The organism is Sphingomonas sp. R86521, assembly GCF_042466235.1.
Lineage (GTDB): Bacteria > Pseudomonadota > Alphaproteobacteria > Sphingomonadales > Sphingomonadaceae > Sphingomonas.
Genome location: NZ_JAXHBY010000001.1, coordinates 380,123 through 405,576 on the forward strand (window position 1 = coordinate 380,123; position 25,454 = coordinate 405,576).

At 67.4% G+C, this 25,454-nt stretch carries 28 protein-coding genes; 13 read left to right on the forward strand and 15 right to left on the reverse strand.

All coding sequences use genetic code 11. The annotated features are described in order from the left end of the window. The first annotated feature begins 1,446 nt into the window (after positions 1 to 1,446). Both SJY20_RS01830 and SJY20_RS01835 read left to right on the forward strand, forming a co-directional pair. Positions 1,447 to 2,208, forward strand: a complete 762-nt coding sequence (locus SJY20_RS01830) for a hypothetical protein (RefSeq protein WP_380784905.1) — start codon at positions 1,447 to 1,449, stop codon at positions 2,206 to 2,208. Next, the gene (locus SJY20_RS01835; protein WP_380784906.1) at positions 2,201 to 2,806 is read left to right on the forward strand and encodes a hypothetical protein; all 606 of its coding nucleotides are present in this window, start codon (positions 2,201 to 2,203) and stop codon (positions 2,804 to 2,806) included. Before SJY20_RS01830 ends, SJY20_RS01835 begins: the two co-directional genes overlap by 8 nt. Here the strand turns inward: SJY20_RS01835 and SJY20_RS01840 are convergent. Both SJY20_RS01840 and SJY20_RS01845 read right to left on the reverse strand, forming a co-directional pair. Then, positions 2,725 to 3,288 (reverse strand): transcriptional regulator, encoded by a 564-nt coding sequence (locus tag SJY20_RS01840; RefSeq protein WP_380784907.1) that lies wholly within the window; start codon positions 3,286 to 3,288, stop codon positions 2,725 to 2,727. The genes SJY20_RS01835 and SJY20_RS01840 overlap by 82 nt on opposite strands. Beyond that, a complete protein-coding gene (locus SJY20_RS01845) occupies positions 3,289 to 3,852 on the reverse strand; it encodes a hypothetical protein (RefSeq protein ID WP_380784908.1) in 564 nt (187 codons plus the stop codon). A 15-nt stretch (positions 3,853 to 3,867) separates the two neighbouring features. On the opposite strand from SJY20_RS01845, the gene SJY20_RS01850 reads away from it, so the two are divergent. Continuing rightward, on the forward strand, positions 3,868 to 4,353 hold the full coding sequence (locus SJY20_RS01850; protein ID WP_380784909.1) for a MucR family transcriptional regulator: 486 nt from the start codon (positions 3,868 to 3,870) through the stop codon (positions 4,351 to 4,353). 827 nt (positions 4,354 to 5,180) lie between these two features. Here the strand turns inward: SJY20_RS01850 and SJY20_RS01855 are convergent. Both SJY20_RS01855 and SJY20_RS01860 read right to left on the reverse strand, forming a co-directional pair. After that, positions 5,181 to 5,756 carry a helix-turn-helix transcriptional regulator gene (locus tag SJY20_RS01855; protein WP_380784910.1) on the reverse strand — a complete coding sequence of 192 codons (576 nt, stop codon included), beginning with the start codon at positions 5,754 to 5,756 and terminating at the stop codon, positions 5,181 to 5,183. A 241-nt stretch (positions 5,757 to 5,997) separates the two neighbouring features. After that, a complete protein-coding gene (locus tag SJY20_RS01860; protein ID WP_380784911.1) occupies positions 5,998 to 6,369 on the reverse strand; it encodes a hypothetical protein in 372 nt (123 codons plus the stop codon). Positions 6,370 to 6,431: 62 nt separating this feature from the next. Between SJY20_RS01860 and SJY20_RS01865 the strand changes: the two genes are divergently transcribed. Continuing rightward, positions 6,432 to 7,676 (forward strand): tyrosine-type recombinase/integrase, encoded by a 1,245-nt coding sequence (locus SJY20_RS01865; RefSeq protein WP_380784912.1) that lies wholly within the window; start codon positions 6,432 to 6,434, stop codon positions 7,674 to 7,676. A 349-nt stretch (positions 7,677 to 8,025) separates the two neighbouring features. On the opposite strand, the gene SJY20_RS01870 is transcribed toward SJY20_RS01865, so the two are convergent. Continuing rightward, complete coding sequence (locus SJY20_RS01870) at positions 8,026 to 8,640, reverse strand: hypothetical protein (protein WP_380784913.1); 615 nt, start codon at positions 8,638 to 8,640, stop codon at positions 8,026 to 8,028. Positions 8,641 to 8,772: 132 nt separating this feature from the next. On the opposite strand from SJY20_RS01870, the gene SJY20_RS01875 reads away from it, so the two are divergent. The 7 genes from SJY20_RS01875 (at position 8,773) to SJY20_RS01905 (ending at position 15,719) form a co-directional block, all read left to right on the forward strand. Continuing rightward, a complete protein-coding gene (locus SJY20_RS01875) occupies positions 8,773 to 9,015 on the forward strand; it encodes a hypothetical protein (protein WP_380784914.1) in 243 nt (80 codons plus the stop codon). Positions 9,016 to 9,098: 83 nt separating this feature from the next. Beyond that, positions 9,099 to 9,320 (forward strand): hypothetical protein, encoded by a 222-nt coding sequence (locus SJY20_RS01880; RefSeq protein ID WP_380784915.1) that lies wholly within the window; start codon positions 9,099 to 9,101, stop codon positions 9,318 to 9,320. Positions 9,321 to 9,416: 96 nt separating this feature from the next. Then, positions 9,417 to 10,493, forward strand: coding sequence for a DNA replication/repair protein RecF (recF, locus tag SJY20_RS01885; protein ID WP_380784916.1), 1,077 nt, complete (start codon positions 9,417 to 9,419; stop codon positions 10,491 to 10,493). A gap of 83 nt (positions 10,494 to 10,576) precedes the next feature. Further along, positions 10,577 to 11,380, forward strand: a complete 804-nt coding sequence (locus SJY20_RS01890; RefSeq protein WP_380784917.1) for an OmpA family protein — start codon at positions 10,577 to 10,579, stop codon at positions 11,378 to 11,380. Between the two features lie 87 nt (positions 11,381 to 11,467). Next, positions 11,468 to 11,728, forward strand: a complete 261-nt coding sequence (locus SJY20_RS01895; protein ID WP_380784918.1) for a hypothetical protein — start codon at positions 11,468 to 11,470, stop codon at positions 11,726 to 11,728. A 64-nt stretch (positions 11,729 to 11,792) separates the two neighbouring features. Further along, positions 11,793 to 14,357 carry a DNA topoisomerase (ATP-hydrolyzing) subunit B gene (gene gyrB, locus SJY20_RS01900; protein WP_380784919.1) on the forward strand — a complete coding sequence of 855 codons (2,565 nt, stop codon included), beginning with the start codon at positions 11,793 to 11,795 and terminating at the stop codon, positions 14,355 to 14,357. A 9-nt stretch (positions 14,358 to 14,366) separates the two neighbouring features. Beyond that, positions 14,367 to 15,719: a chloride channel protein gene (locus SJY20_RS01905; protein WP_380784920.1), complete on the forward strand. Its 1,353-nt coding sequence runs from the start codon at positions 14,367 to 14,369 to the stop codon at positions 15,717 to 15,719. A 3-nt stretch (positions 15,720 to 15,722) separates the two neighbouring features. On the opposite strand, the gene SJY20_RS01910 is transcribed toward SJY20_RS01905, so the two are convergent. From SJY20_RS01910 to SJY20_RS01935, 6 genes are all read right to left on the reverse strand, one after another. Continuing rightward, the gene (locus SJY20_RS01910; protein WP_380784921.1) at positions 15,723 to 16,925 is read right to left on the reverse strand and encodes an FAD-dependent oxidoreductase; all 1,203 of its coding nucleotides are present in this window, start codon (positions 16,923 to 16,925) and stop codon (positions 15,723 to 15,725) included. 78 nt (positions 16,926 to 17,003) lie between these two features. Continuing rightward, positions 17,004 to 17,777, reverse strand: coding sequence for an SDR family oxidoreductase (locus SJY20_RS01915; RefSeq protein ID WP_380784922.1), 774 nt, complete (start codon positions 17,775 to 17,777; stop codon positions 17,004 to 17,006). Positions 17,778 to 17,838: 61 nt separating this feature from the next. Next, a complete protein-coding gene (locus tag SJY20_RS01920; protein ID WP_380784923.1) occupies positions 17,839 to 18,225 on the reverse strand; it encodes a response regulator in 387 nt (128 codons plus the stop codon). Between the two features lie 81 nt (positions 18,226 to 18,306). After that, positions 18,307 to 18,897, reverse strand: a complete 591-nt coding sequence (gene metW / locus SJY20_RS01925; RefSeq protein ID WP_380784924.1) for a methionine biosynthesis protein MetW — start codon at positions 18,895 to 18,897, stop codon at positions 18,307 to 18,309. After that, positions 18,894 to 19,325, reverse strand: a complete 432-nt coding sequence (locus SJY20_RS01930; RefSeq protein WP_380784925.1) for a GNAT family N-acetyltransferase — start codon at positions 19,323 to 19,325, stop codon at positions 18,894 to 18,896. Before SJY20_RS01930 ends, metW begins: the two co-directional genes overlap by 4 nt. Continuing rightward, the gene (locus tag SJY20_RS01935; RefSeq protein WP_380784926.1) at positions 19,322 to 20,476 is read right to left on the reverse strand and encodes a homoserine O-acetyltransferase; all 1,155 of its coding nucleotides are present in this window, start codon (positions 20,474 to 20,476) and stop codon (positions 19,322 to 19,324) included. Before SJY20_RS01935 ends, SJY20_RS01930 begins: the two co-directional genes overlap by 4 nt. Positions 20,477 to 20,536: 60 nt before the next feature. Between SJY20_RS01935 and hisC the strand changes: the two genes are divergently transcribed. Continuing rightward, positions 20,537 to 21,631: a histidinol-phosphate transaminase gene (hisC, locus tag SJY20_RS01940; protein WP_380784927.1), complete on the forward strand. Its 1,095-nt coding sequence runs from the start codon at positions 20,537 to 20,539 to the stop codon at positions 21,629 to 21,631. Then, complete coding sequence (locus tag SJY20_RS01945) at positions 21,631 to 22,539, forward strand: prephenate/arogenate dehydrogenase family protein (protein WP_380784928.1); 909 nt, start codon at positions 21,631 to 21,633, stop codon at positions 22,537 to 22,539. The genes hisC and SJY20_RS01945 overlap by 1 nt, the downstream gene beginning before the upstream one ends. A gap of 82 nt (positions 22,540 to 22,621) precedes the next feature. Here SJY20_RS01945 and SJY20_RS01950 read toward each other — a convergent pair whose 3' ends face one another. From SJY20_RS01950 to ftsE, 4 genes are read right to left on the reverse strand one after another with little or no spacing between them, the layout of a single operon-like run. Further along, positions 22,622 to 23,308 (reverse strand): lysophospholipid acyltransferase family protein, encoded by a 687-nt coding sequence (locus SJY20_RS01950; protein WP_380784929.1) that lies wholly within the window; start codon positions 23,306 to 23,308, stop codon positions 22,622 to 22,624. Then, on the reverse strand, positions 23,305 to 23,841 hold the full coding sequence (locus tag SJY20_RS01955) for a YdcF family protein (RefSeq protein ID WP_380784930.1): 537 nt from the start codon (positions 23,839 to 23,841) through the stop codon (positions 23,305 to 23,307). The genes SJY20_RS01950 and SJY20_RS01955 overlap by 4 nt, the downstream gene beginning before the upstream one ends. After that, on the reverse strand, positions 23,838 to 24,698 hold the full coding sequence (locus SJY20_RS01960) for a cell division protein FtsX (RefSeq protein ID WP_380784931.1): 861 nt from the start codon (positions 24,696 to 24,698) through the stop codon (positions 23,838 to 23,840). The genes SJY20_RS01955 and SJY20_RS01960 overlap by 4 nt, the downstream gene beginning before the upstream one ends. Further along, positions 24,695 to 25,402 carry a cell division ATP-binding protein FtsE gene (gene ftsE, locus SJY20_RS01965; protein WP_380784932.1) on the reverse strand — a complete coding sequence of 236 codons (708 nt, stop codon included), beginning with the start codon at positions 25,400 to 25,402 and terminating at the stop codon, positions 24,695 to 24,697. Before ftsE ends, SJY20_RS01960 begins: the two co-directional genes overlap by 4 nt. Positions 25,403 to 25,454: the final 52 nt, after the last annotated feature.

A 25,454-nucleotide genomic window follows, 5' to 3' on the forward strand; every position in this document is an offset into this window, starting at 1 on the left:
GTCATTTATCGAGCCTACCCGCTTGGTGCCCCGCCGAGAAGCCCCCCTCTCGCGGCGCCCCTTCGGTGTCCCGTCAGGATCGCGGGCAGCATGCGGTTCCGCAGCTGCCGCTTCGGCCGCAAGCCATCTTCCGCGCTTGAACTGGCAGGGCCGGTCGAAGGACCAGTCCGAGAGCAGTATGAGCAGTCCGAGCGTGGGCAGCGCCGATCCGAGAGCCGACAATCTGGGGCGGATCCCGACGAGTGCGAACCTGCGGAAAGACGACGGTGTCGCGGGGGGGGGGGTAAAACCAATGCTGAGATTCAGCTATTATGACGGCTTCGCTATTTCGTGGAAGGGCGAGCCGCCGTAATCTGCTGGGATATTCGATCATAAGTAGGACTTACGATGCCGCTCTCAACAAGATTGGAAAGTAGATGACACCTTATAGGTTCTATGAAGAATTCCATGTCTGGGCGAGGTCGAGTGATGTTGTAGCAATTCGATTCTCTGGATTTAAGGATATTTCATCAGATAGATATCTTATCGTATCTGCGAACTTTATAAATGTTGAGAACGATGGTATGACCGATCCGTTTGGAAATCAGGGTGCTGCCAGCGATTTCTTGGGAGTCGAAGGATCCGAAGATGAAGTCTGGCATGACAGTCTAAAGCACGCCGTTGAATTATTTTGTTCGGAAAACGGAATTTCGAACGAAGACTCTTAATCTCGGCGCTTTCAAGGTCTGGACGGCTTCTTAACAGCAAGTCCCGCCTCGTGCACGCTAGACATGGCTTTCAGGCTCGCTTGATGTGCACATGATCGCTTGGCCAAGGCCAGGAAACCTCCGTCGGCGGTCATGACGTGCCTACGTAGGGCCATCAATGGGACGCGTCCGGCGCGTCATGAGTCGGCCTGCCGGATCTTGGCTGGGTCGCGCGGCTGGTCCTCGCGCGAGATCGGTCGGTTCAGGTCCGGAGCCGTCTTCGGCATTCGCGAAAGGGGGCGCTCGCCGACTGGAGCAGACGCAGCGCGGCGGGTCGGACGGCCGGCAGCCCTTGCGGCCCGATTGCCGGTTTTCCGGCCGCTTACGGTCCCGCCGGAACGATGTCGCGAGATTTTCTGCTGCGGATCGCGCCCACAGAGCGGCGGCGTCGTAGTCGCCGCATGGGGTCGTCCTACCAACCGATGCATCGTCCAGTCACTTGCGAACGGTCTCGGGTCGACAGGGGAACGATCGAAGCAACGGCGTCGATCGGGGGGCCGGGAAGCGGACCGGGAGCTCGATCTGGCCTGGCTCGACATGCAGGCGATCGTGCGCGGGCCGCACAATGCCGCCTACGGACATCGGACCGCAACCAATCCGAAGTCGACACGCACGGCGACGAAGTTCGAAGTTCTTCCCGGCGCTGGCGCTCCTCCCAAAGCCGTTGAACCCTCCGTCGATCGAGAGCTACACCGATCGGATGACCTTCCCGCCGATCTGGCTAAACCCGATCCTTCTCGATCCCAGGCTGCGAAGCAGGAGCCTGCTCCCGCTCAGAAGCTGGGGCCAGCGTATCGGGTTGCAGGCGCGAGACGCGCTAGGGGTGGTGGATCCGTTACGAGCGCTGCTCGAACCCCGCGGAACACGCCTCGTCGCGGTCTCCCGGTTCTTCGGCCTCGACTCGCCACGCCACCCGTTGCACGACGCCCCGCTGCACTGGCTTCGCATCACCGAGCCGCAGGCGACCTGCGGGCTGGCATACTTCATCCGTCAGGGCGGCGCGGCCCGTGCCCTGGCCTTCCTGAGGGCCATCGACGACGACATCCGCTGGCCTGCGGCACTTGCCGACGTCCGCGCACTCGCGGAGGTTCCAGTCGGGGGCGGCCGGATCGATCTCCTCGTGACCGGAAAGGCTCATGGACGAACGTGGGGAACGGTCGTCGAAGCCAAGTTCGGCCACGATCTCCGATCCAATCCGCTCGCTGCGTATGCACTTCGCGCAAAAGCCGATGGACTGGTCGTCAGATCGAAGACCCAGGACCGTGCCGCGACCGGCTGCCTCGTGATACTCGCTCCGAAGCGCTCGCGCACCACGACGGCACGCCTGGCGCGAAACCGCCGCTGGAGCCTGCTCCACTGGTCGTCGCTGCTTCGGCGGTTCGAGCGCGAGCTCGATGACGAAACAGATGACGACGAGTTCCGCCGCTTCCGCCGCACGCTATGGGATCGCATTCATGACTGACGCAGCCGAACGCAGTTTCGACGTCCCCGCCACGGTGAACGCCTATCTGACGGACCCGGCGATGCGGGCGGCCGTCGACGCGTTGCTCGAAGCCCGCCCAGGGAGTCTTCCGGCCGGCCTCAGGCTGAACGAGCTCGCCGACTATCTGGCGGCCCGCGCGGCCGCCGAGCTGACGAAGTACGACTGGGCCATCGCGATGCACGCGCTTTGGGATGCCACCTGGGGAGCCGGGCTCGGTCCGGCGTGGCGGCCCGCCACCATCGACGAAGCCCTCGACGAGGAGTTCGCGATAACTCCGGAATCCTGCTGGAACGAAGGCAGCTTCGCCTTCCGCCATGTCAGAGGGCTCCATACGTTCTTCAGCGCCGTCGCGTTCGATCAGTCCCAGACCCAGCTCGCGTTCTCGGTGGAGACGGCGGACGAGGCTCTCGCGACGGAGGGGGGCGGCGGATTCGTCTGGATGGAGGACGAGGACTGGACCGGATGGCTCGTCACGACGATCCCGCGCTCGCCTGCTCACCCGGACTTCGCCATCGCCGACCTGACGCCGCGGATCGCGTCCGCGCTTGCCCTCGCCGAAGAGATCGTCTCGACATGATCTGCAAAGAACGCCTGCGCGTGCAGGTCGGGCATCCCGTTCGGCAACGGCGTCCCTGCTCCGTATCGGTCAGCGTATGCCAGCGCCCCTGGCGGACGCCATCTTGACCCGCGACGAAGGGAGTCGTCATCCAGTGCCACCGCAGCGTCGAGCGCTTCCGGCGGGCCCACGTCGGCGAGCAGGTTCTTCGCGGTGTCCCGCTGCGCCGCCTCCGTATGCCTCAGGCTGAGCACGTGCTGCGGAAGGTCGGCGGCGCCCAGAATAGCGCTAAGCCATTTGCCGTTCCAACTGGGCGGCGAAGCCAGCAGGTCGCGACCTGTGAGCACTTCCACCATCCGGCGGGTGACGACATCGTGCGCGGCGCCGTGACGCTCGAGCGTAGGGCGGAGGATGCCGTGGACCCCTTCGGAGTCGGGGTTCCGGTCATCCCGGCCCGGGGCAGGTCTGATGAGCTGTTCGTCCGATAGGCCGTCCTCGAACACTCACGCGATCTCGATCGGAAAACCGCACTTGGCGAACGACGGTACCTCGAAATCCAGGAGCATTCCGCCGGAGGTGCAGGATCTGCCGCTCAGGCCTTCGGATGGTTCTCGACGGCTCTGGCGCCGCTCGACGCCTGCCGCCATCCGCAGAATGGGGCGTCCGGCAAAGTCGTTAGCGATGTGACCGGCTGAGGACTGTCCGAACGACGTCGTCACGACGGCATCATGGTCAGGGTTGGCGCGGCTTCGAAGCTGCAGCTGCGCCGCATGATCTGCTCCCCGGATGAGGACGGCTCGTGGCGAAGACCTCGTGCTGCGGCCCGTCACGTATCTCGATTTCCTCTTCGCGTCCCGGCCCCATAGCGTGAACACCACCTTCTCCTTCTTCGCGTTCACAGCTCGCACGATCGCGTCCGTGACCTCTCCCCAGCGTTTGCAGGCATGGATCTTCGGCTTCCTCTTTCGACTTTCGGTCTTGTCGTTATCGAACTGCGCATCAACTCCGCATCGCCCAGTGGAAACTTGAATTGGATCGGGTATGGACCTAGGTTGCTTCAGTCCCATTGAATCGAGACAGTCATGAACGAAGAAATCAACGCGATCGAATTGGCTGCGGAGCTGACGGCGGCGTGGTTGGCCAATCCAAACACCCGCACGAACGCGGATGACGTCCCGGCATTCCTGGTCTCGATGCATGCTGCGGTCTCCCAGCTTTCGACCGCTTCCGCGCCGGCAGCACCGGAAGAGCCGACGCAGACGTTTGAACCCGCCGTCACTGCTCGTAAGTCGCTTGCCTCGCCCGATCACATCATCTCGATGATCGACGGCAAGTCGTACAAGACGTTGCGTCGTCACTTGGCGACGAATGGCCTGACACCTGAAGAATATCGCGCCCGTTACAATCTCAAGGCCGACTACCCGATAGTTGCACCGGCATACTCGGAAGCGCGTCGCACGATGGCGAAGTCGATCGGTCTAGGTCGCAAGCCCGGGCAGAAGGTCCAGAGCGACGCTCCCAAAGCGCCTCGCAAGGCTCGTACGGCAAAGACCCCCGAGGCGGGATGAGACAATGCGGGGGAAGGACAACTTCCTCCGCGACTTTGCCAATCGAAGTCGGGGCTGCAGGAAACGCGTAGGTCGACCATCGATTCTGGACGAGCGTGAAGCGGAGATCCTTCAGAACCGGATAGAGACGTTGTGTTCGATCGACTCCGAACTGCGAACCCGGACCGGCCAGGCGCTCTCTACCGTCCGTCACGTACTCGGCAGCTGAACATGCCTGAACACTCGCCAAAGTGGCGGCGGCGGCGGACCGTTGAAACGACGCATCCCCGCCGCCGGTGAAACGTATGTTCGGGTTCAGCCTCCCGAATGCTCGCAAAAGCGCGATCGCGCGTTCACGCCAGCGTGCACGACCAATTCGATCTCGAACGCCATCTCGTCGACCGCCCGACCTGCAAGGAACGGCTCGGTGAGCCTGATCGGGCGGCAGCCGTTCGTGAGCTGAGCCTCCTCCTATAGCCTGAACTGCATAGTGTGGAGACCGGGTCGTCGGAACGCTGGCGCGCGCAGGTTCCTGCGATCCCTGCGCTGCGCCCGTGGCGGCGCGCATAGTGGAAGAGGCGTGCCGTGCCGCTCCGGTCTGGCTTGCCCTCCATCGACCGAAGCGGACGAGCGGTTCGTAGAATCGGGACTGCTGCAAGCGGATCTGTTCGCCGCCGGCTCGCCTCCTTCACTTTCTGGAAGGCGCCTTCGGATCCAGAGCCGACGAGCATCCTCCCGCGGCCGGGTCGAGAGTTCATGGCGGCCCGAGCAGAGAGCGTGTCCCCACTGCGATTGGTCGCGAATGCGCTTCGTTGAAACACAGGCGGCGCCCTTTGAAGCTGGGCACGTCAGTCGCGGAAGCGACCTTTGCGGCCATCGCCGGACGCAAGGTCGCGGATCTTGGCCAGGTGAGGTCCATAGATGGCCGACCTCCAGTCTTTGGTTTCCAAGTCGACGATATCTCCCTCCGGCCCCTCGACAGCGAAGAGATTCCTCGGCGCAGCCAGTCCGCGCTCGAGACGTGAGAGCTGGCTCGGAGATATGAAGAGCGCCTGAGCCGCGATCGCGAGGGTCGTTCGATCTCGACGAGCGCCCTTCGGAGACTTTCCATGAGGGAACCCAAGACGGATCTCGCGAAGAAACTTTCCTACGATGGCAGTTCGAGGGAGGATTGCCTTCGCTACAGGCCGCTTTCCTGGAAGCGTCGTCTCGAGGGCCTTCTCGAGCGCGAGCCGGGTTCTGGGCGTCAAGGGGAGACCCGTCTCGCCACGCGAGACGGTCCTTCTCGTCAGCCCGGCAAGTTCTGCCAATTCCTGCTGGGTCCATCCGAGCTCGATCCTTCGGCTTGCAATGGCTGCGGCCAGTAGACCGGATGAGGCGGGCGTCCGTGCCGCCTGCCGCGTCGGATCAGGCTTTGCGTCCACTTCGCGTCTCCGTCCAAATGGGGGCTCATCAGCCGAGCTCGTCGAATTGACCCAAGTCGACGGCAGGCACGGTCCATCCGCTTCGCGCCCAGGACTGCGGCGGCTTCCCAGTAGCCGACCTAGAGCAGTCTCTTCGCCGAATTTCAATGAGACAGTTTGCGCGACTGCCGCCTGTGCAGCGGCATGGCTGCTAAGGCTTTTTCATGAGCTTCACCGCACCCTGTCCGCAAGCGACGGCGTCCTATCGGCGATCGCCGGACGGTGCGCCGCTTCCATCGGCGACCCCGTCGGCCGACGCGGCGCACCACGCCGCCGTTTCGCCAAGCGCCTCGACGGTACGCGAGGGGTGCTCGCCGCGGTCTCGCGGGAACGGGGACAACATAGCGTCCGGCAGAGCCTGCGACAAGAGTTGGGAAAGATGAAGGGAGGCCGGAACGGAGAGGGCATGGCCCAGGAAGATACGAAAGCGAACGAGACGTTCGGCGACGCCGTCGAGACCGTTTCGGACGCCAGCGCATTCAGTGCGCAGGCGGCCGCTGCCGGCATCGCGGCGAAGTTCCGACGTGCTCTCCGCAACGGTACCGGTGTGCACCTGACGAACGCCGAACTGCACGCCTTCGCAAGACTGGGCGCGCTCGAGATGGCCACACACGCCGAGAATGAGGAGCTGAAGAATTGTCGAGAGAAGGTTCGCCCTACGTCGTCGGGGAGCATTGGCTCGACAGGCGGCGCGACGGCCGGGCGGCAGAAGTCTGGCAGATCGCCATCTACTCCGCCAACAGACGATCGGTCGTATATAAAAGCACTCGGACTAGCGACCTAGAGGCCGCGAAGGCCGCCATCCATGCCTACGTGGAGACGGCACGAGCGAAGAGGCCGCAGGCCGTCGAGGATGCGGAGGTTCTTCCTCACCTGTTCCTGTACTGGCGCGAGCATGGGTGCAACGCTCGGAATCCGGATACGATCGCCGGCAGCCTGCGCGCGTTCATCGGATTCCTGCTTCAGGACGAGGTAGGAGTCCGCGTACGGTTCCCGGCTCTGACGAGGGCGGTCTTCCGGCGCTTCATCGATTGGAGGATGAGTCCCCACAGCTTCACGGTCGATTGGCTGGGCCGCGAGATGACGACCGTCTCGAAAGGCGTGAAGGGCGAAAGCGTCCAGCGCAATCTCGACGACGTCCGGGCCTCGCTGAACCACGCCGTGGATCGCGAGCGGATAGCCGTCGCGTTGAAGGTGCCGGGCGTGCTGAAGGAGCATCGTTCGCCACCACGGGATCTTCGGATGTCACTGGAGACCCTGGGTGCGATGATCGGCTTCGGGTCGCAGGCGGCACATGGCGACAGCCAGACGGTCGACAAGGGATTCGGCAGGTGGCTCTGGCTGATGATCGGTACTGCCTGCCGGCCGGAGGCGGCTCTCGCGTTCGATCCGGTCGCGCAGTGGAAGGACGGTCTCATCGATCTCCATCCCCACGGGGCTCCGCGGACCAAGAAGCACAATCCTGTCATTCCCGCACCCGGTCGGCTCGCTCGTATGCTCGACGTCTGGCGAGCCGAAGCGTCGGAGCGGCCCGACGCGGCCGCGCCGAAGTCCCGCGGCAGGGCTTGGCGTACCATGCGACGCGCCTTGGAGCTGCCCGCGGAGCTCATCCCCAAGACCATTCGACACACCATCGCGACCGAACTGCGTCGGCGCGGCGTGCCGGGCGAGGAGCTCTCCGTACTCCTCGGCCACCGGCCCGCCGACCTGCAGCCGATGACGGCGGTCTACGCGAAGTACGACCCGCAATATCTCATCGCAGCGCTCGGATCGCTCGACATCATCCTGGCGGAAATCGATGCGCACGCTCGCGAATGGATCCGGACGCATGAACGCATCAAGGTGGGCAACAAGCCGACCGCCGTGCGAAGGCTCCCGTGATCCGATATCGTGAGCTGCATCCTCTGTCCGATCGAACATGGCATAATCTAAGCCGCTGACGACGCCTTGCGGTGAACGTTGGCGTTCGGATCGAGCAGTCGCGAGGCGCCAAGCCAACGATGAGGTCGCGGACCCGTCATCGGTGCACGCCAACTGGGTGGTCAGCAAGTGGACAGCACAGCCCCGATATGTACACGGCTGTTTCTGCTTCGTTCCCTTATGAAATCGGCCGTTTACGAGACAAACCGTCACAGACTGTTCGTTTACACCGAGAATGTCGGCGGTTCGAGCCCGTCATCGCCCACCATTCCTTCATCTCATCCTTCCGCGCGAACGCAAAAAGCCCAGGCTATTGCCCGAGCGGCTGTAGGTCGGTCGCCGCAACCCAGCCCTCCGATCGCTTCCGACGCTCCGACGGGTAGAGGATGTGGACGTATCTGCCCCGACGCTCCACCACGCCGACGACGTCGCCCCTGACGACATACGCGCGCGCAGGTGCTGCGTCGGGCGTCGCACGCAAGGCGACGCGCGGACTCCGTACCTGCGCCAGGCCTGTCCAGCCGCCAGCACCGGTCCGGCTGAGCGGCATTCCGCCGGGCTCCTCGACCATTGGCCCGATCACCAGCCCGCAGCCTGGCAGGTTGCCCGCCTTCGGCAATCGCAGCGTGACGCCGTCCGCCGTCGCGGTGACCCGGCCGACCGGATGCCGCACGGGGCCGGCCGCTGTTTCCAAGACGCGCACCGCCGCTTCGCCGCCCCGCACCTGGCCGACGAAGGTGAAGTCGCAGCGCTTAACCACGCCCTCGCCCTGTTCCATGAAATAGCGGCCCACCAGGCGACCCGATGCGTCGACGGAGAGGACCATTTCCTCGTACAGGCCAGACCGCAAAGGAGCTGCCTGCGCGCATCCCGTCGCGACCATCGTAAGCGTCGCGCACGCTAGCCGGATCGTTCGTGTGTCCATGTCCTGCCCTCAAGCGTCCTGTTGTGCCCCAGCGAATTCAGCATCCTGGACGGTTCCAGGCAAGCGCTGCGCCTCGTCGAACGGCACCGATCCCGGGGCCGGGGCGTTGTGGGTCGAGAAAAGGAGCTCGCGATGACCGACGATACCCCGAACACCAAGCCAGAGCCGCAGACCTTCGCCGACCTCGCCAACCAGCCCTCCGGCTCGGGCGTCGCAGCGGAACAGGCAGCGTTCATGGAAGCCGTACTGGAAGGCGCCACCGCCGATGCATCGATCGATGCAGGCATTGCCGACGAATCCGCGGCCTACACGAAGGCGATGATGCCGACCGAAGGCGGCCCCGACGAAGCGGAAAGCGAAGCGCAGCCGAGCTGATCGCGCCACCCGGGGGCACGCCGCGCTGGCCAAACACCGGCGTGCCGCTATGGCAGCACGCTTACGACCAGCGAGGTTTCCCCGTGGCAGCGGCCATCATTACCCCCAGCGGCACCGGCGCGATGGAGGCCGGACTTGTCCTCGACGAGGACGGTCAGCGCTTCGTCGTCCTGACGTTCAAGGAGCCGAAGGGCGAACCGACCCTGGTCACCTTCACGGTCCCGATCTTCCAGAACTATGTCGAGCATCTGGTCCGCACGGCGAAGGCTGCGAACGAGGAAGCCAATTGGGGCGTCCCGGGCTGATGCAGTAGCCGGGGGGTGGGGGCCTCGGATATCTCTCTAGCCCCATACCCGACGCGGGGGTGGGCGCGTCCGCCCGTCGCGGCTAAGGCGACCGCGATGCTGTCGCGCCTCGTCCTCACCGATTTCCGCAACCATGCCGATCTGACGCTGGCGGTCGGCCGGGGGTTCGTCGTGCTGACCGGCGAGAACGGCGCCGGCAAGACCAACATCCTCGAGGCGGTGTCCCTGCTGGCACCCGGGCGTGGGCTGCGTCGTGCGGCGTTGTCGGACATCGCGCGGCAGGGCGGGCCCGGCGGGTTCGGCGTCGCCGCCGACCTGCTGGCCCCGATCGAGCCTGCCGCTGCGCTGGCACCGATCGACTCCAGCGTCGCGCTGGCGACGGGGACGCAGGCGGGGGCCGCCGAACGGCGTCTGGTCCGGATTCAGGGGGCTGCGACCGGGGCCAACGCGCTGCTGGAATGGCTGACCGTGTTGTGGCTGACCCCGGCGATGGACCGGCTGTTCGTCGAGCCCGCGGGCGAACGTCGCCGCTTCCTCGACCGGCTGACGCTGGCGCTGTCGAGCACGCACGGCGTGCACGCCACGCGCTACGACGCGGCGATGCGCGCGCGCAACCGCGTGCTCGCCGAGGATGGCGATGGCGAATGGCTGTCCGCGCTGGAAGCGCAGATGGCCGAGCACGGCGCGGCGATCGACGCGGCGCGACGTGAGACGGTGGCGCTGCTTTCAGACGCGCTGGCCGGGCAGGCAGCGGGGGTGTTCCCGCGGGCCGCGCTCGCGCTCGAGGGATGGAGCGGCGATGCGTTGCGGCTGCTCGATGCGCTGCGCCACGGCCGCGCACGCGATGCGGCGGCGGGGCGGACGCTGGTCGGCCCGCACCGCGCCGACCTGGTCGTCACGCACCGCGACAAGGGGCAAGCGGCGGGGCTCGCCTCGACCGGCGAGCAGAAGGCGCTGCTGCTGGGGATCGTGCTGGCGCATGTCGATCTGGTCGCGGTGCGCACCGGACGGCCGCCGGTACTGCTGCTCGACGAGGTCGCGGCGCATCTCGATCCGGCACGCCGCGCGGCGTTGTTCGACCAGCTCCGCGGGCGCGGCCAGGTGTGGATGACCGGGACCGAAGAGGCGCTGTTCGCCGACGTCGGTACGGGCGCGACACATATCGCGGTCTGAACCGCGGCTGTCGGCGCGGCTCACCGGGCGTTCAAGCGGCGGGCCGTAGGCCACCGGTCATGGCGGGGGCCATGGAGACCAGTATGACCAATTTCATCGCACGTGCGGCCATCGGAGCCGTTATGCTCGCCGCCGGCGCGACGCCGGTGTTCGCACAGGCCCGCTACGACATGAGCAACCCGCCCTGGGCGCGCGACGGCTATCGGCTGTCCGGCGCCGGCGTGCCGATCCTGTTTCCGGAATTGCGGGATTCGCCGCGCGGTCGCGCGTTCGTGATGCCCAATTTCGATGCCAATGGGGACGGCCGGATCAGCCCGCGGGAAGCGCGCGACGCCAACCGCGAATTCGCCCGCCTCGCCGGCCCACGCCGCGCCCGGTTCGACTGGGACGGTTATGCACGAGGGCATGGCGGCGGGCCCCGGGGCGGTGGACCACGTGGCGGAGAGACCGTGATCACGGAAACCACCACCTGGGATCGCGGCGCGATGCGCGACTATGGCTTTCGCCAGACCCCGCGCGGCGCCACGCTGACGCTGTCCGAGGACGTGCTGTTCCAGACCGACAGCGCGGTGCTGCGTCCCGGCGCGATCGAGAAGCTGCGCCCGCTCGCGCGCTATCTGCGCGGCAATCCGGGCGTCCGCGTGGCGATCGACGGCTACACCGACTCGCGCGGGTCCGATGCGCACAACCAGGACCTGTCGGAACGTCGCGCCGCCAGCGTCCGCCAGGCGTTCGACGACATGGACGTCGTCCGCGCCCGCTTCAGCGTCGTCGGGCACGGCGAGCGCGACCCGGTCGCGACCAACGCCACTGCCGCGGGCATGCGCCTCAACCGCCGCGTCGAAGTGACGCTGCTCGGCCAGCGCGCGGACTCCTTCGCGCGCTGACCGCGGGCCGGTCGGCGTTCGCGCCGGCCGGCTTGACAGCATCGGTCGCGGTCGTGAGGGCAGGCACTCATCCAGGAGAGACCGAGCATGGACGACGTTGCCGACCTTCAAGCCCAGATCGTAGCGCTGCGCCTTGCCGTCGAGGGCGTCTGGCTGTCGGTGCTTGCGGGCGATCCGAACGCGGTGGGCCAGGCGGAGCGGCTTCGCGACGCGAACGTCGCGAGCCTCGATCAGCTCGATGCCGCCACCCCCCAGGCCCGCGCCGCACGCGAAGCCGTCGCGCTGCACACCCGCAGCCTGTGGGGCAGCATCGTGTGGCAGTTGCAGCAGGACCCCAGCCGGGTCTGACGGGCGACCGCCGCACACGGCCATTTCGCTTCCGTTTCGGCCCCCGCGTGCCTATATACTGGGCATGGCAACACCCCCCGAAAGCAACAATCCCAACCTGCCCAACCAGGGCGATTACGGCGCGGACTCGATCAAGGTGCTCAAGGGCCTCGACGCGGTCCGCAAGCGTCCGGGCATGTACATCGGCGATACCGACGACGGGTCGGGCCTGCACCACATGGTGTTCGAGGTCAGCGACAACGCGATCGACGAGGCGCTAGCGGGACATTGCGACCGGATCGACATCGTCCTCAACGCCGACGGATCGGTCAGCGTCACCGACAACGGCCGCGGTATCCCGACCGGGATCCACACCGAGGAAGGCGTGTCCGCAGCCGAGGTCATCATGACCCAGCTCCACGCCGGCGGTAAGTTCGAGAATACGTCGGATGAGAACGCCTACAAGGTTTCGGGCGGCCTGCACGGCGTCGGCGTCTCGGTCGTCAACGCGCTCAGCGAATGGCTTGACCTGACGATCTGGCGCGACGGCCAGGAGCATTACATGCGCTTTGCGTTCGGCGATGCGGTCGCGCCGCTCAAGGTCGTAGGCCCCGCGGCGGAGGGGCAAAAGGGCACGCGCGTGACGTTCTTCCCGTCGCCCGCCACCTTTAAGATCACCGATTTCGACTTCGACAAGCTCGAGCATCGCTACCGCGAACTGGCGTTCCTCAACTCGGGCGTCCGTCTGTTCCTCAGCGATGCTCGGCACGAAGAGCGCAAGACCGTCGAGCTTTACTACGAGGGCGGGATCGCCGCGTTCGTGAAGTATCTCGATCGCGCGAAGGTGCCGTTGATGCCCGAGCCGGTCGCGATCAGCGGCACCCGCGACGACGTCACGATGGACGTCGCGCTGCAGTGGAACGACTCGTATTACGAGAACGTCCTCGCCTTCACCAACAACATCCCGCAGCGCGACGGCGGCACGCACATGGCCGCGTTCCGCGCCGCGCTGACCCGCACGCTCAACAACTATGCCGAGAAATCCGGCATGTTGAAGAAGGAGAAGGTCCAGCTCACCGGCGAGGACATGCGCGAGGGCCTGACCGCGATCGTCTCGGTCAAGCTGCCCGATCCGAAGTTCAGCAGCCAGACCAAGGACAAGCTGGTCTCGTCCGAAGTCCGCCAGCCGCTTGAGTCGCTGATGGCCGACAAGATGGCGGAGTGGCTCGAGGAGAACCCCGCGCACGGAAAAGCGATCGTCGCGAAAATCATCGACGCCGCCGCAGCGCGCGAAGCCGCCAAGCGTGCGCGCGAACTGACGCGTCGGAAGGGCGTGATGGACATCGCCTCGCTGCCCGGCAAGCTCGCCGACTGCCAGGAGCGCGATCCCGCCAAGTCCGAACTGTTCCTGGTCGAGGGTGACTCGGCCGGCGGCTCGGCAAAGCAGGGCCGCGATCGCCACTTCCAGGCGATCCTGCCGTTGCGCGGCAAGATCCTCAACACCGAGCGCGCGCGTGAAGACCGGATGCTGTCGAGCCGCGAGATCGGCACGCTCATCACCGCGATGGGCACCGGCATCCGCGACGACTTCAACGCCGACAAGCTGCGCTACCACAAGATCGTCATCATGACCGACGCAGACGTCGATGGCGCGCACATCCGCACGCTGTTGCTGACGCTGTTCTATCGCCACATGCCCAAGATCATCGAGGGCGGGTACCTCTATATCGCTCAGCCGCCACTGTATAAGGCGACCAAGGGCCGGTCCGAGGTGTACCTCAAAGACGACGCCGCGCTCGACGAATACCTAGTCGAGGCGGGCGTTTCGGCAATGGTGCTCGAGGGGCCAGGCGGCGCGCGTTCGGGTGCGGACCTGCGCGAACTGGTCGATCATGCACGCCGGATGCGCACGCTGATGCGCTATGTCCCCAAGCGCTACGATGCCGGGATCATCGAGGCGCTGGCGCTGGGCGGCATGTTCGATCCCGAAGCGTCGCGCGAGACGCGGACGACCAGCCTGGAAACCGTCACGCGGCGGCTTGAGGCGGACGACGGCGATGCGCGCTGGACCGCGCGACTGACCGAGGAGGGCGGCATCCACTTCGAACGCGCGTGGCGCGGCGTCACCGACCACCACATCGTCGAAGCCAGCTTCCTGGTCTCGGCCGAAGCGCGCAAGCTGCACGCACTGGCCGCGGAACAGGCCGAAAGCTTCAGGCGCACCTCGAACCTCGTCCCCGCTGGCAAAGTCCAGGTCGTCGACGACGCGCCGGCGACCGAAGCCCCCGAGACGGCCGATGGCGGCGAGGACGCTGCCGATGCCGGGCAGGGCGTTCCGGGAACGGTGACGACCGCGACGGCGACCCGCGGATCGACCCAGGTCTCGCGGCCGAGCCACCTGCTCGACGCGATCCTGGCGGCGGGCCGCAAGGGTCTCGCGATCCAGCGCTACAAGGGTCTGGGCGAGATGAACGCGGAACAGCTGTGGGAAACCACGCTGGACCCCAACGTCCGCTCGATGCTCCGCGTAACCGCGCTGAACGCAGAGGGCGCGAACGAGATCTTCACCCAGCTGATGGGCGAAGTCGTCGAACCCCGCCGCGAGTTCATCCAGGACAACGCACTGAACGTCGCCAACCTCGACGTCTGACGTCGCGTCATGGCCGCTCTGTTTCATCGTCTGATGCCGGCAAGGCGCTGGACGCCGTCGCGGTACCGCGCGCTGCTGCGTACGCGGGGCCCGCGTTCAGTGCAGTTCCGGACCCGTGCCGCGATCCTCACCGGCGCGATCCTGATCGGCCTCGTCGCGACGCTGTTCGCCGAAGCCGCGGATCGCGCCGCGCAGGTCTTTGCCGGCTATGCGCAGACCTGGCACTGGCTGCCGCTGGCGACGACGCCGCTGACCTTCATGGCGCTGGTCTGGCTGACCCGCCGCTATGCCCCGTTCGCGCGCGGGTCGGGGATCCCGCAGGTGATCGCGGCGCAGGCGCATCCCAACGACGCCACCCGGACGCTGATCTCGGTGCGGACGGTCGCTGCAAAGGCGGTGCTGACGATCGGCGCGGTGCTGGGCGGCGCATCGGTCGGGCGCGAGGGGCCGACCGTCCAGCTCGCCGCCGCGGTGATGGGGCTGACCCACCGCATCGTCCGCGTGCCGTTGCGCGGCGGCGTCCTGATTGCGGGCGGCGCGGCGGGGGTCGCGGCGGCGTTCAACACCCCGCTCGCCGGGCTGTTGTTCGCGATCGAGGAACTGGCGTCGGCCTATGAACAGCGCGTCACGCTGCTCGTCCTCGCCGCGATCGTCATCGCCGGCATGGTCGCGCAGTCGGTTCAGGGCGATTATATCTACTTCGGCGCGATCGGCGCGCACATGCCCCTTCTATCGGCGATACTCGTCGCGCCCGTCGCCGGTATCGCCGGCGGCATGGCCGGCGGATTGTTCTCACGCATCCTGCTGGCGATGGCGCGCAGTCGCAACCGCGTGACCGCCTGGACGCGCGCCAATCCGGTCAAGTTCGCCGGTGCATGCGGGGCCGTCGTCGCGATCCTCGGCGTGTTCACCGGGCTGACCTGGGGCACCGGCTATTCCGCCGCACGCGCGATGATCGTCGGGACCGATGCGCCGCTGTGGTTCGGGCCCGCCAAGTTCGTCGCGACCGCGGCCACCGCGATCGCGGGACTGCCGGGCGGGATCTTCGCGCCGTCGCTGGCGGTTGGTGCGGGCGTCGGCAACCTGCTGCGCGAAATCTTTCCCGGCGAACCCGCAAGCGCGATCGTGATCCTCGGCATGGTGGCTTATTTCGCCGGCGTCGTCCGGGCGCCGCTGACCGCGGTGATCATCCTGTCGGAAACCACCGCCAGCCGCGGCCTGATGCTGCCGATGTTCGCGACCGCCTTCATCGCCGATGCCGCCAGCCAATGGGTATGTCGCGAGAAGCTGTACCACGGACTGTCGAAGACGTTCGCGATGCCCGACCCGCCGACCGACGCGGCCGTCACGGCGCGGCCGTAGCGTTCAGGGCATCGATCCAAGCCCGAGACGGCCGAGCGGCTGGCCGATCAGTCCGCTGACCATCGCCGCCTGGATCCACGTCCCCGGCCAAAGCTTCGATAGCGGGCCGACCAGCAGATCGCGGACGACCGGCAAGACGCGGCTGTCCGACTGATACACCGGCGTGAACGCGGCGGTCATCGCCTGGTAAAGGCGGACATGTCGCCTTCGCAGCCCCACCGCATGCGCGATCGCGGCGTCGACCTGCGGATACGCGCGCAGACCCAGCGCAAGCGCATAGGCGTCGAGCAGCGCCATGTTCGCGCCCTGGCCAAGCTGCGGGCTCGCGGAATGCCATGCGTCGCCGATATGGATCATGCCGGGCTCGGCAGGTGCGGCCAGCGTGCGATGCGCATAGGCGGCGAAGGTCAGGCGATCGGCCGTGTCGATCTGCTCGAGCAACGGCCGCGTCGCCGGCCACAACGCCGCAACCTCGGCCTTCCAGGCGTCGAGCCCGGCGGTGCGCCACGCATCCAGCCGGTCGACCCGCAGCGACCAGAAGAACGCCGCCTGCGGACGCGATACTCCGGGCGGCGTCCCGACCGGCAGCACGCCCGCCATGACGCTGGCCCGGCGATAGCGTTGCGCGAGGGTATCGGTGCGGAAGCCGGCGTCATCGGGCCAGTCGAGGTTCGCCCACAGCGCACCATAGGCCAGCGCATGGCCGGTCGGCGGCGCCAGCGGCGTACGGGTGCCAAGCGCATCGACCACGAGATCGAACGGCGCGGACCGGCTGCCATCGGCGAACAGCAACCGACGCTTGCTGCCCGTCAGTTCGGTGACGCGCAAGGGCCGCCCGGTCTCGATCGTGATGGCTTCCGCGATCGCGGCATCGTGGAGCACGCCGAACAGCGAGGCGCGGTGGATCCCGACCCCGAACGCCGCCCGTCGCCCCAGCGCGGCATAATGCACGTCGAGCACCTTGCGCGCGCCGGCCTGCCCGGACAGATGCGCGATCTTCGCGCCCGACGCGATCACCGTCGCGTCGAGGCCAAGCGCGCGTAACACGGCAAGCCCGGTCGGCTGCAGCATCAACCCCGATCCGACCGCATGCGGCGTGTCGAACCGTTCGAAGATGGTGACGCGGTGGCCGTCGCGCGCGAGCAGCACGGCCGCGGCCAGCCCCGCCGGTCCACACCCGGCAACCGCAATATCGAGCAACGCCATGGCGCCCGTCTAGCGCGGGGCCGCGGTTCCTAAAAGAGCCGCCGCCCCGCGCCAGGATCACTCGACGCCGACGGTCCGCTAGCTGTTACCCGCCGCACGCGCGCGTTCGGCGGCTTCGTTCAACTGGACCAGCGTTTCCGGGAACCGGTGATCCGCCTCGGCATTGCGCAGCGGCCGCACCCGCTCGACCAGGATCTCGCCCGACGCCGGCTGCTGCGCCCATAGCGTCATGACCTCGTCGGCGAACGCCTCCAGCGGCATGTAGCCCGGCCGGGTCTCCTGCCCAGGGGTAAGCCCGGTCTGGACCCCCGGCGGTGCGATCTCGATCACCGCGACCTTGCCGTCCAGCGCGCGGCGCAAGCTGACGGTATAGGAATGGATCGCCGCCTTGGTCGCGGAATAGGTCGGTGCAGCGACCAGCGGCACGAATGCCAGACCCGATGTCAGGTTGACGATCGCCGCGCCCGGCTGCGTCTTCAAATGATCGACGAACGCATCGATCAGCCGGATCGGCCCGAGCAGGTTGGTGACGATGGTAGCCTCGGCATCGGCCAGGTCGCGGCTGGCGGTGACGTCCTCCAGCTTCATTATGCCGGCATTGTTGACCACGACGTTCAGCGCGGGGTGCTCGGCGATGACACGGTCCGCGAACGCCCGGATTGCGGCGGGATCGTCGATATTCAGCGTCATCGCGCTCATCCGCTCGCGGCCAGCGATGGTCTCGTCGAGCGGCTCCTGCCGCCGCCCTGCGACGATCACACTGTTACCCGCATCGTGGAGCCGCTGCGCCAGCGCCGCGCCGATCCCCGATCCGCCACCGGTGATGAGGATCGTGTTGCCGGTCGGATTCATGAATCGTCTCCTGCTGGTACAGCGTAGGTAGTCAGGGTTCGCGCGAAAGCGACCGGGAGGGTCAGGCCCTCAACCGAACGACGTCCTCGGTCGCGGGGTGCGCGCCGTCGCAGGCTAGCGCCGCTGCTGCCAGGATCGCGGACTCGCTGAACGGCTTGCGGATATAGCCGAGCGCGGGGCTGCCGGCATCGATCTGGCCTGGGTTCGCGGTTACGAACACAACCTTGACGTTATGCTCGCGAGCGATGCGCTCGGCGATTTCCGGACCGGTCGGGCCATCGCGCAGGTTGATGTCGATGAACGCGAACGAACATTGCGGGGCGGCGGCGATGGCGGCCTCGCGGTCCGCGGCGATCGCGACCACGGCATAGCCCGCGTCGGTCAGGATCCTCTCCAGGTCGAGGGCGACGAAGATCTCATCCTCGACAATCAGCGCGGTGTTACTCATGCCGCTCAAACCCGCGATCGTGGTTAGCGTTCCGCACGACTACTGATCGGGATCAATAATCCCGCAACGGTGTCAATAGTGTCACGCCCGGCGCAGCAGGAAAACCGCGTGTTCGGCAAGGAAATTCGCCGCCGCCGCCGTCGTCCGCTTGTCGCCCGACAGGAACCACGCGCCCTCGACCGCAACGCCGCGCGGCTTCAGGAACGCGCGGAAATCGTCGATCGTGACGTGGTGGATGTTGGGCGTATCGTACCAGCTTTCGGGCAATTGCCGAGTCACCGGCATCCGTCCGCCCCACAGCAACGACAGCCGCACCCGCCAGTGCGCGAAATTGGGGAAGCTGACGAACGCGCGCCGGCCGATCCGCAGCAGTTCGTCGAGCACCACGTCGGGCGCGCGTGCGGTCTGCAGCGTCTGGCTGAGGATCGCATAGTCGAAGCTGCCATCGGGATAGCCGGCGAGGTCGATGTCAGCATCGCCCTGGATCACCGAAAGCCCGCGCGCGACCGCGGCGGCGACGTTGCCCGCGTCGATCTCAAGCCCGCGCGCATCGACGCCGCGATTGTCGCGCAGCGCCGCCATCAGCGCGCCATCGCCGCAGCCGACATCGAGCACGCGCGATCCGATCGCGACGTTCTCCGCGATCACGGCCAGATCGGCGCGCAAAGTCATGACTGGGTCCGCAACAGAGTGGCAGCGCCGGGGTCGAGCCGTTCCATGAAGCGTTCGGGCCGGAGCAGGGGGTGAAAGCCGAGCGCCTCGTACACGCCGTGCGCATCGAGCGTGCCGAGCGCGACGCGGCGCATGCCGTTAAAGCTTGGCAGGTCGAGGAACCACTGGACCATCCGCCGCCCGAGTCCTTCACCGCGGCAGCTTTCGTCGATGAACACGTCGGCGATCCAGGCAAAGGTCGCGTGATCGGTGATCGTCCGCGCATAGCCGACCTGCACCCCGTCGCGGTACGCGCCCAGGCAATGCGACCCGGCGATGGCACGCTCGATCAGGTCGCGCGAAATGCCTGGCGACCAGTAGCTGCCGGCGAGCCAGCCATGGACGCGATCGACCTGCAACAGCGCCTTGTCGTCGGATAACGCGATCATGCCCCAGCCCTCAAGAATCCGTCGACGACGCGGTTGAGTTCGGGCGATTCGAGCAGAAAGGCGTCGTGGCCATAGGGGCTCGACAGCTCGACGAAGCTGACCGGCGCCCCCGCGGCGTTGAGCGCCTGGACGATGCTGCGCGATTCGGGCGTCGGATACAGCCAGTCGGTGTCGAAACTGACCAGACAGAACCGTGATTTGGTCGCGCGAAAGGCGTTGGCGAGCAGGCCGCCATGCTCCTCGGCAAGGTCGTAATAATCCATCGCGCGCGTGATATAGAGATAGGAGTTGGCGTCGAACCGGTCGGTGAAGGCGAGCCCCTGATGGCGCAGATAGCTCTCGACCTGGAAATCGGCGTCGAACCCGAAGCTCTTGGCCTCGCGCGCCTGTAGCCGCCGCCCGAATTTCTCGGTCAGTCCGGCCTCGGACAGATAGGTGATGTGCGCCGCCATCCGCGCAACCGCGAGGCCGGCGGCGGGGGGATCGCCCGCGCCATAATAGTCGCCGCCGCGCCAGTTCGGGTCGGCCATCACCGCCTGGCGTCCGACCTCGTGGAACGCGATGTTCTGCGCGGTGTGGCGCGCGGTCGATGCGATCACGACGGTGGCACGGACGCGGTCGGGGAAGGTCGCGGGCCAGCTCAGCGCCTGCATCCCGCCCATCGACCCGCCGACCACCGCCGCCAGCACGCCGATGCCGAGATGGTCGAGCAGCATCGCCTGCGCACGGACCATGTCGCGGATCGTGATGACCGGGAACGCCATGCCCCAAGGCGCGCCGGTCGCCGGGTTGATGGTCGCCGGGCCCGACGATCCCATGCAACTGCCCAGCACGTTCGCGCAGACCACGAAATCGCGGTCCGGATCGATCGGGCAGCCCGGACCGACCATCCGCGTCCACCAGCCCGGCTTGCCGGTGCGCGGATGCGCGGACGCGACATGCTGGTCGCCGGTCAGTGCGTGGCAGACCAGCACCGCATTCGACGCGTCGGCGTTGAGATTGCCGTACGTTTCATACGCGATGTCGACCGGCGACAGCAGCACGCCGCCATCGAGCCGCAGCGGCCCCGGCAGCGTCACGCGGCGCGCCAGCCCGAAGCGATCGTCGTTTACGGCTGGGGCAGGAGCAGGGGCGGGCGCGGGTGCAGGCATGGCGCCTCATACCCATCCATGGGGGTGGTTCATAGCGCGGCGCATCGCTACAGCACCGTCATGACCGTACCTGCTCCCAAACCCTGGATCCTGGGCATCGCGCCTTACACCCCCGGCCGTTCGACGACCGACGATGGCCGCACCGTCATCAAGCTGTCGTCGAACGAGAACCCGCTCGGCACCAGCGCCGCCGCCAAGGCCGCGTTCGATGCCGCCGACCGGACGCTGGAACGCTACCCGGACGCCAGCGCGGCCGAACTGCGCGAGGCGCTGGCCGGTCATTACAATCTGGACCCCGCGCGGATCATCTATGGCACCGGCTCGGACGAGATCCTGCATCTCGCCGCGGGTGCCTATGCCGGGCCTGGCGACGAGATCATCCATGTCCGCTACGGCTTTGCGGTGTACGAGATCGCGACCCGGCGCGTCGGTGCCGAACCTATCATCGTCCCCGACCGCGACTATGCGACCGATGTCGACGCGATCCTGGCGGCGGTGACCGAGCGTACCCGCGTTGTCTTCGTCGCCAACCCCAACAACCCGACCGGCACCTTCACGGTCCGCAGCGAGATCGCGCGGCTGCATGCGGGCTTGCCGCGCGACGTGCTGCTGGTGCTCGACCAGGCCTATGCCGAATATCTCAGCCCCGAAGAGGACGATGCCGGCCTCGCGCTGGCGATGACCGAGGCGAACGTGCTGGTGACGCGGACCTTCTCGAAGATCCACGGCCTCGCCGCCGAGCGCATCGGTTGGGGCTATGCTTGCCCGGCAGTCATAGACGCGATGCACCGCATCCGCGCGCCGTTCAACGTCACCACCGCGGGCCAGGCGGCGGCGGTCGCGGCGATCGGCGACACCGCGTTCGTCGACGCGACGCGCGCGCACAACGACACATGGCGCGGCTGGTTCGTCGACCAGATCGAAGCGATGGGGAACGCGGGGCTGCGCGCGGTACCGTCCAAGGCAAACTTCGTGCTGGTGCTGTTCGAGGGCACGCTGACCGCCGACGCCGCCTATCATGGGCTGATGGACGCCGGGTACATCGTCCGCTGGCTACCGGGGCAGGGCCTGCCCGACGCGCTGCGCATCACGATCGGGACCGAGGCCGAGACCAGAGGCGTGATCGCGGCGTTGCGTGCGCTGACCGAACGCTGATGTTGCCGTTCGCCCGCGTTACGATCATCGGGCTGGGGCTGATCGGATCGTCGATCGCGCGTGGCGTTATGGCGGCAATGCCGACCGTGCGCGTGACCGGCTTTGATGCCGACGCCGGCGTGCGCGAGACCGCGGACCGGCTGGAGATCTGCCATGACGTCGCCGACAGCGCGGGCGCGGCGGTAATCGACGCCGACCTCGTCATCCTGTGCGTACCGGTCGGCGCGATGGGCGCGGTCGCGGCAGACTTCGCCGCCGACCTGCCCGCCGACGCGATCGTCAGCGACGTCGGCAGCTGCAAGGCCGAGGTCGCGCGCGCGCTCTCCGCTGCGCTGCCGAACGCCACGATCATTCCAGCACATCCGGTCGCCGGCACCGAACGCAGCGGCCCCGAGGCGGGGTTCGCGACGCTGTTCCGCCACCGCTGGTGCATCGTCACCCCGCCCGAAGGCGCCGACGCCGCCGCGGTCGAGCGCGTCTCCGAATTCTGGCGGCGGCTCGGCGCCGAGGTCGAGACGATGGCGCCCGAGCATCACGACCGCGTGCTCGCGATCACCAGCCACCTGCCGCACCTCATCGCCTACACCATCGTCGGTACCGCCAGCGACCTGGAGGAGGTGACGCAGTCCGAGGTCATCAAATATTCGGCCGGCGGCTTTCGCGACTTCACCCGGATCGCGGCGTCGGACCCGACGATGTGGCGCGACGTCTTCCTGACCAACCGCGAGGCGGTGCTCGAAATGCTCCAGCGCTTCTCGGAGGACCTCAGCCACCTCCAGCGCGCGATCCGCTGGGGCGACGGCGACGCGCTGTTCGACCTCTTCACCCGCACCCGTGCGGTCCGCCGCTCGATCGTCGAACAGGGCCAGGACGACGACGCCCCCGATTTCGGCCGCACGCACGACTAAGGGTGTTCCTGCGCAGGCAGGAATCCAGGGTAACCGAGTGCGACGTGCGTAACCCTGGACTCCTGCCTGCGCAGAAGAACGGCTAGGTCTCCAGCGCGTTCATCGCCTCATGGACGCGGCGCTCGGCCTCCTCGCGCGGCAGGCCCGGTGGCACCACCTCTCCGAACCGGAAGGTAATCACCCCTGGCCCCTTCGGCCCCTTCTTCGGCCACGCCACGCCGCTGTCGCACGCGATCGGCACGGTCGGCATTTTCAGCGCGCGGTACAGCCCGGCAAATCCGGGCTTCAGCGGCGGTTGTTCGCCCGGCGATACCCGCGTGCCCTCGGGGAAGATCAGGATCGAGCGGCCGGTCGCCTTTGCCGCGGTCGCCTCGCGCATCATCCCCCGCATCGCGCCGGCCGATGCGTCGCGGTCGACGACGATCGCGCCGTAGCGCCGCGCCGCCCAGCCCCAGAGCGGGATGTCGGCGAGCTCGCGCTTCAGCACCATCGCCGGGCCGTCGAGCAACGCCTGCAGCTCGAGCGTCTCGAACATCGCCTGGTGCTTGCACGCATAGAAAGCAGGCTCGGTCGGCCGCGTCCCCTCGATGCGGATCTGGATGCCGAGAATGACGCGCGTCGCCCAGCGGTGGAAGCGCGTCCACACCGTGGCATGCGCGATCACCGCCTTGTCGCCGAACAGCGCGGAGATCGGCACGCTGGCGACGATCGGCAGCGAGATGCTGTAGAACACCACCATGAAGATGGCGGTGCGTAACCAGGCGATCATGATCCCATTCCGATCCACAGCGCGATCCGCCGCAGGATCAGCTTGTTGTATTCGTTGACCAAGGTGCCGAGCCGCGGGGTGCCCGGCACGCCGTCGCCCAGCACCGTGACGTGATGATCGAGCGCCGCGTCGAGCTCCATCTTCGCCCTCGGGACGTGCCAGTCCGAGGTGACGAGCCGTACCGAGCGATACTTGTGGACCCGCACCCAGGCCGCGGTCTCCTCGGCATTGGAGCGCGTATCGACCGCATCGGCGCCCAGGTCGACGCAGCACGCGAACAGCGTCGACGGCGTGCGGTATTCGCGCGCCAGGTCGATCGCCCGCACGCCGGGCGCGACGCCGGTGACCAGCATCCGCCGCGCCTGATGGCGACGCAGCAGCTCGAGCCCGCGGTCTATCCGCCCCGCCGCCCCGGTCGGCACGACGATGGCGTCGGTCGTCGTACCCTCCAGCGGCACCGGCAGCATCAACATGAACGCTGCGAACCCCAGCGCCCACGCCAGCGCGACGACTCCGAACAGCCGGACGATCACAGCGTCAGCCTCAGCGCACGGACGATCGTCAGCCGCGCGGACACCGTCGCCAGCAGGACGAAGCCGATCGGTAGGCACACCAGCAGCAGCCAGTCCGCCGCGGTCAGCAGGATCCCGCCAAGGAGCTCGGATCCCAGTTGGCTCAGCCGCACGCCGATCAGCGCGATCACGCCCAGCGCGGCGATCCCGCCGACGATCCCGCCAAACGTCGCATCCAGTGCGATCCGGCGCTGGAACAGTCGCGCCACCTGGAGGTCGGTCGATCCGAGCATGTGCATCACCTCGATCGTCGGGCGATGCGCCTCCAGTCCGGCGCGCGCCGCCAGCACCACCACCGCCGCGGTCGCACCCGCCATCAGCAGCACCAGCGTCAGCGCCAGCCAGGTCAGCGACGTCATGAAGCCGCTGACCGGCGACATCCATCGTTCGTGGCGGTCGACGCGCGCGGCCGGGCTGATCGCATGGACCGCCGCGGCGATCCGCGCATCGCCCGCATCGCCGCTGGCCAGGTCGACATCGATCATCGCCGGGACCGGCAGCTGCGGGTCGGCGCCGTCGCTGCCGAGCCATGGGCGCAACAGCCGCGTCAGTTCCGCGCGATCGACCGGGGTGGCGCGCGCGACCTCGGGCAGGCGGCGCAGCGCGGTGACGATGCGCGCGGCGGCGGCATCGCGGCGGACCGGATCGCCCTGGACGACCTGCACCGTGAGCCGCCCCGACAGCTGCCGGTCGAGCAGCCGCGCGGCACCCGCGGTGCCCAGCCCCAGCGCGGCGGCGAGCATCGTCAGGAACAGCATGATCGCCATCACCCAGGTCATCGCGCGCAGCCCGCCGACCTCGTCGAGCACGCGCTTCATGAATCGGGCCGATGCGGCGGATGACGCAGCAGCCCGCTGGGATCGAGCAGCCGCCCGCGATCGAGCCGCATCATCTGCGCGTTCGGGATCCGGTTGAGCAGGTGGAAATCGTGCGTCGCGACCACCACGGTGGTGCCCAGCTTGTTGAGCGAATCGAACAAATGCAGCAGCCGCTCGGCCATGTCGGGATCGACGTTGCCGGTGGGCTCGTCGGCGACCAGGATCTCGGGCCGGCCGATCACCGCGCGCGCGATCGCCACGCGCTGCTGCTCGCCGCCCGACAGCGTCGCCGGGCGGGCGTGCGCGCGCTCAGCCAGCCCGACCCAGGCCAGCATCTCCTGCACCGGCTGTTCGATATCGACTTCGGCGACGCCGGCGACCCGCAGCGGCAACGCGATATTGTCGCGCGCCGACAGATGCGGGACGAGGCGGAAATCCTGGAACACCACGCCGATGCGCCGGCGGAACCCGGGCAGGCGGTCGCGCGGCAACAGCACCGCATCCTCGCCGAACAGCCGGATGATTCCCCGGCTCGGGCGTTGCGCGAGATAGAGCAGCTTCAGCAACGACGTCTTGCCCGCACCGCTGGCCCCGGTGACGAAGTAGAAATGCCCGCTGCGCAGCGTGAAGCTGACATCGGTCAACGTCTCCGCGCTGGTGCCATAGCGAAGGCCGACATTCTCGAACTGCACGATGTTCGCCATCCGTGTCGTCGCGCCCGTTCTTTTCCAGTCCAATACCGTCGACCGCTTTCGC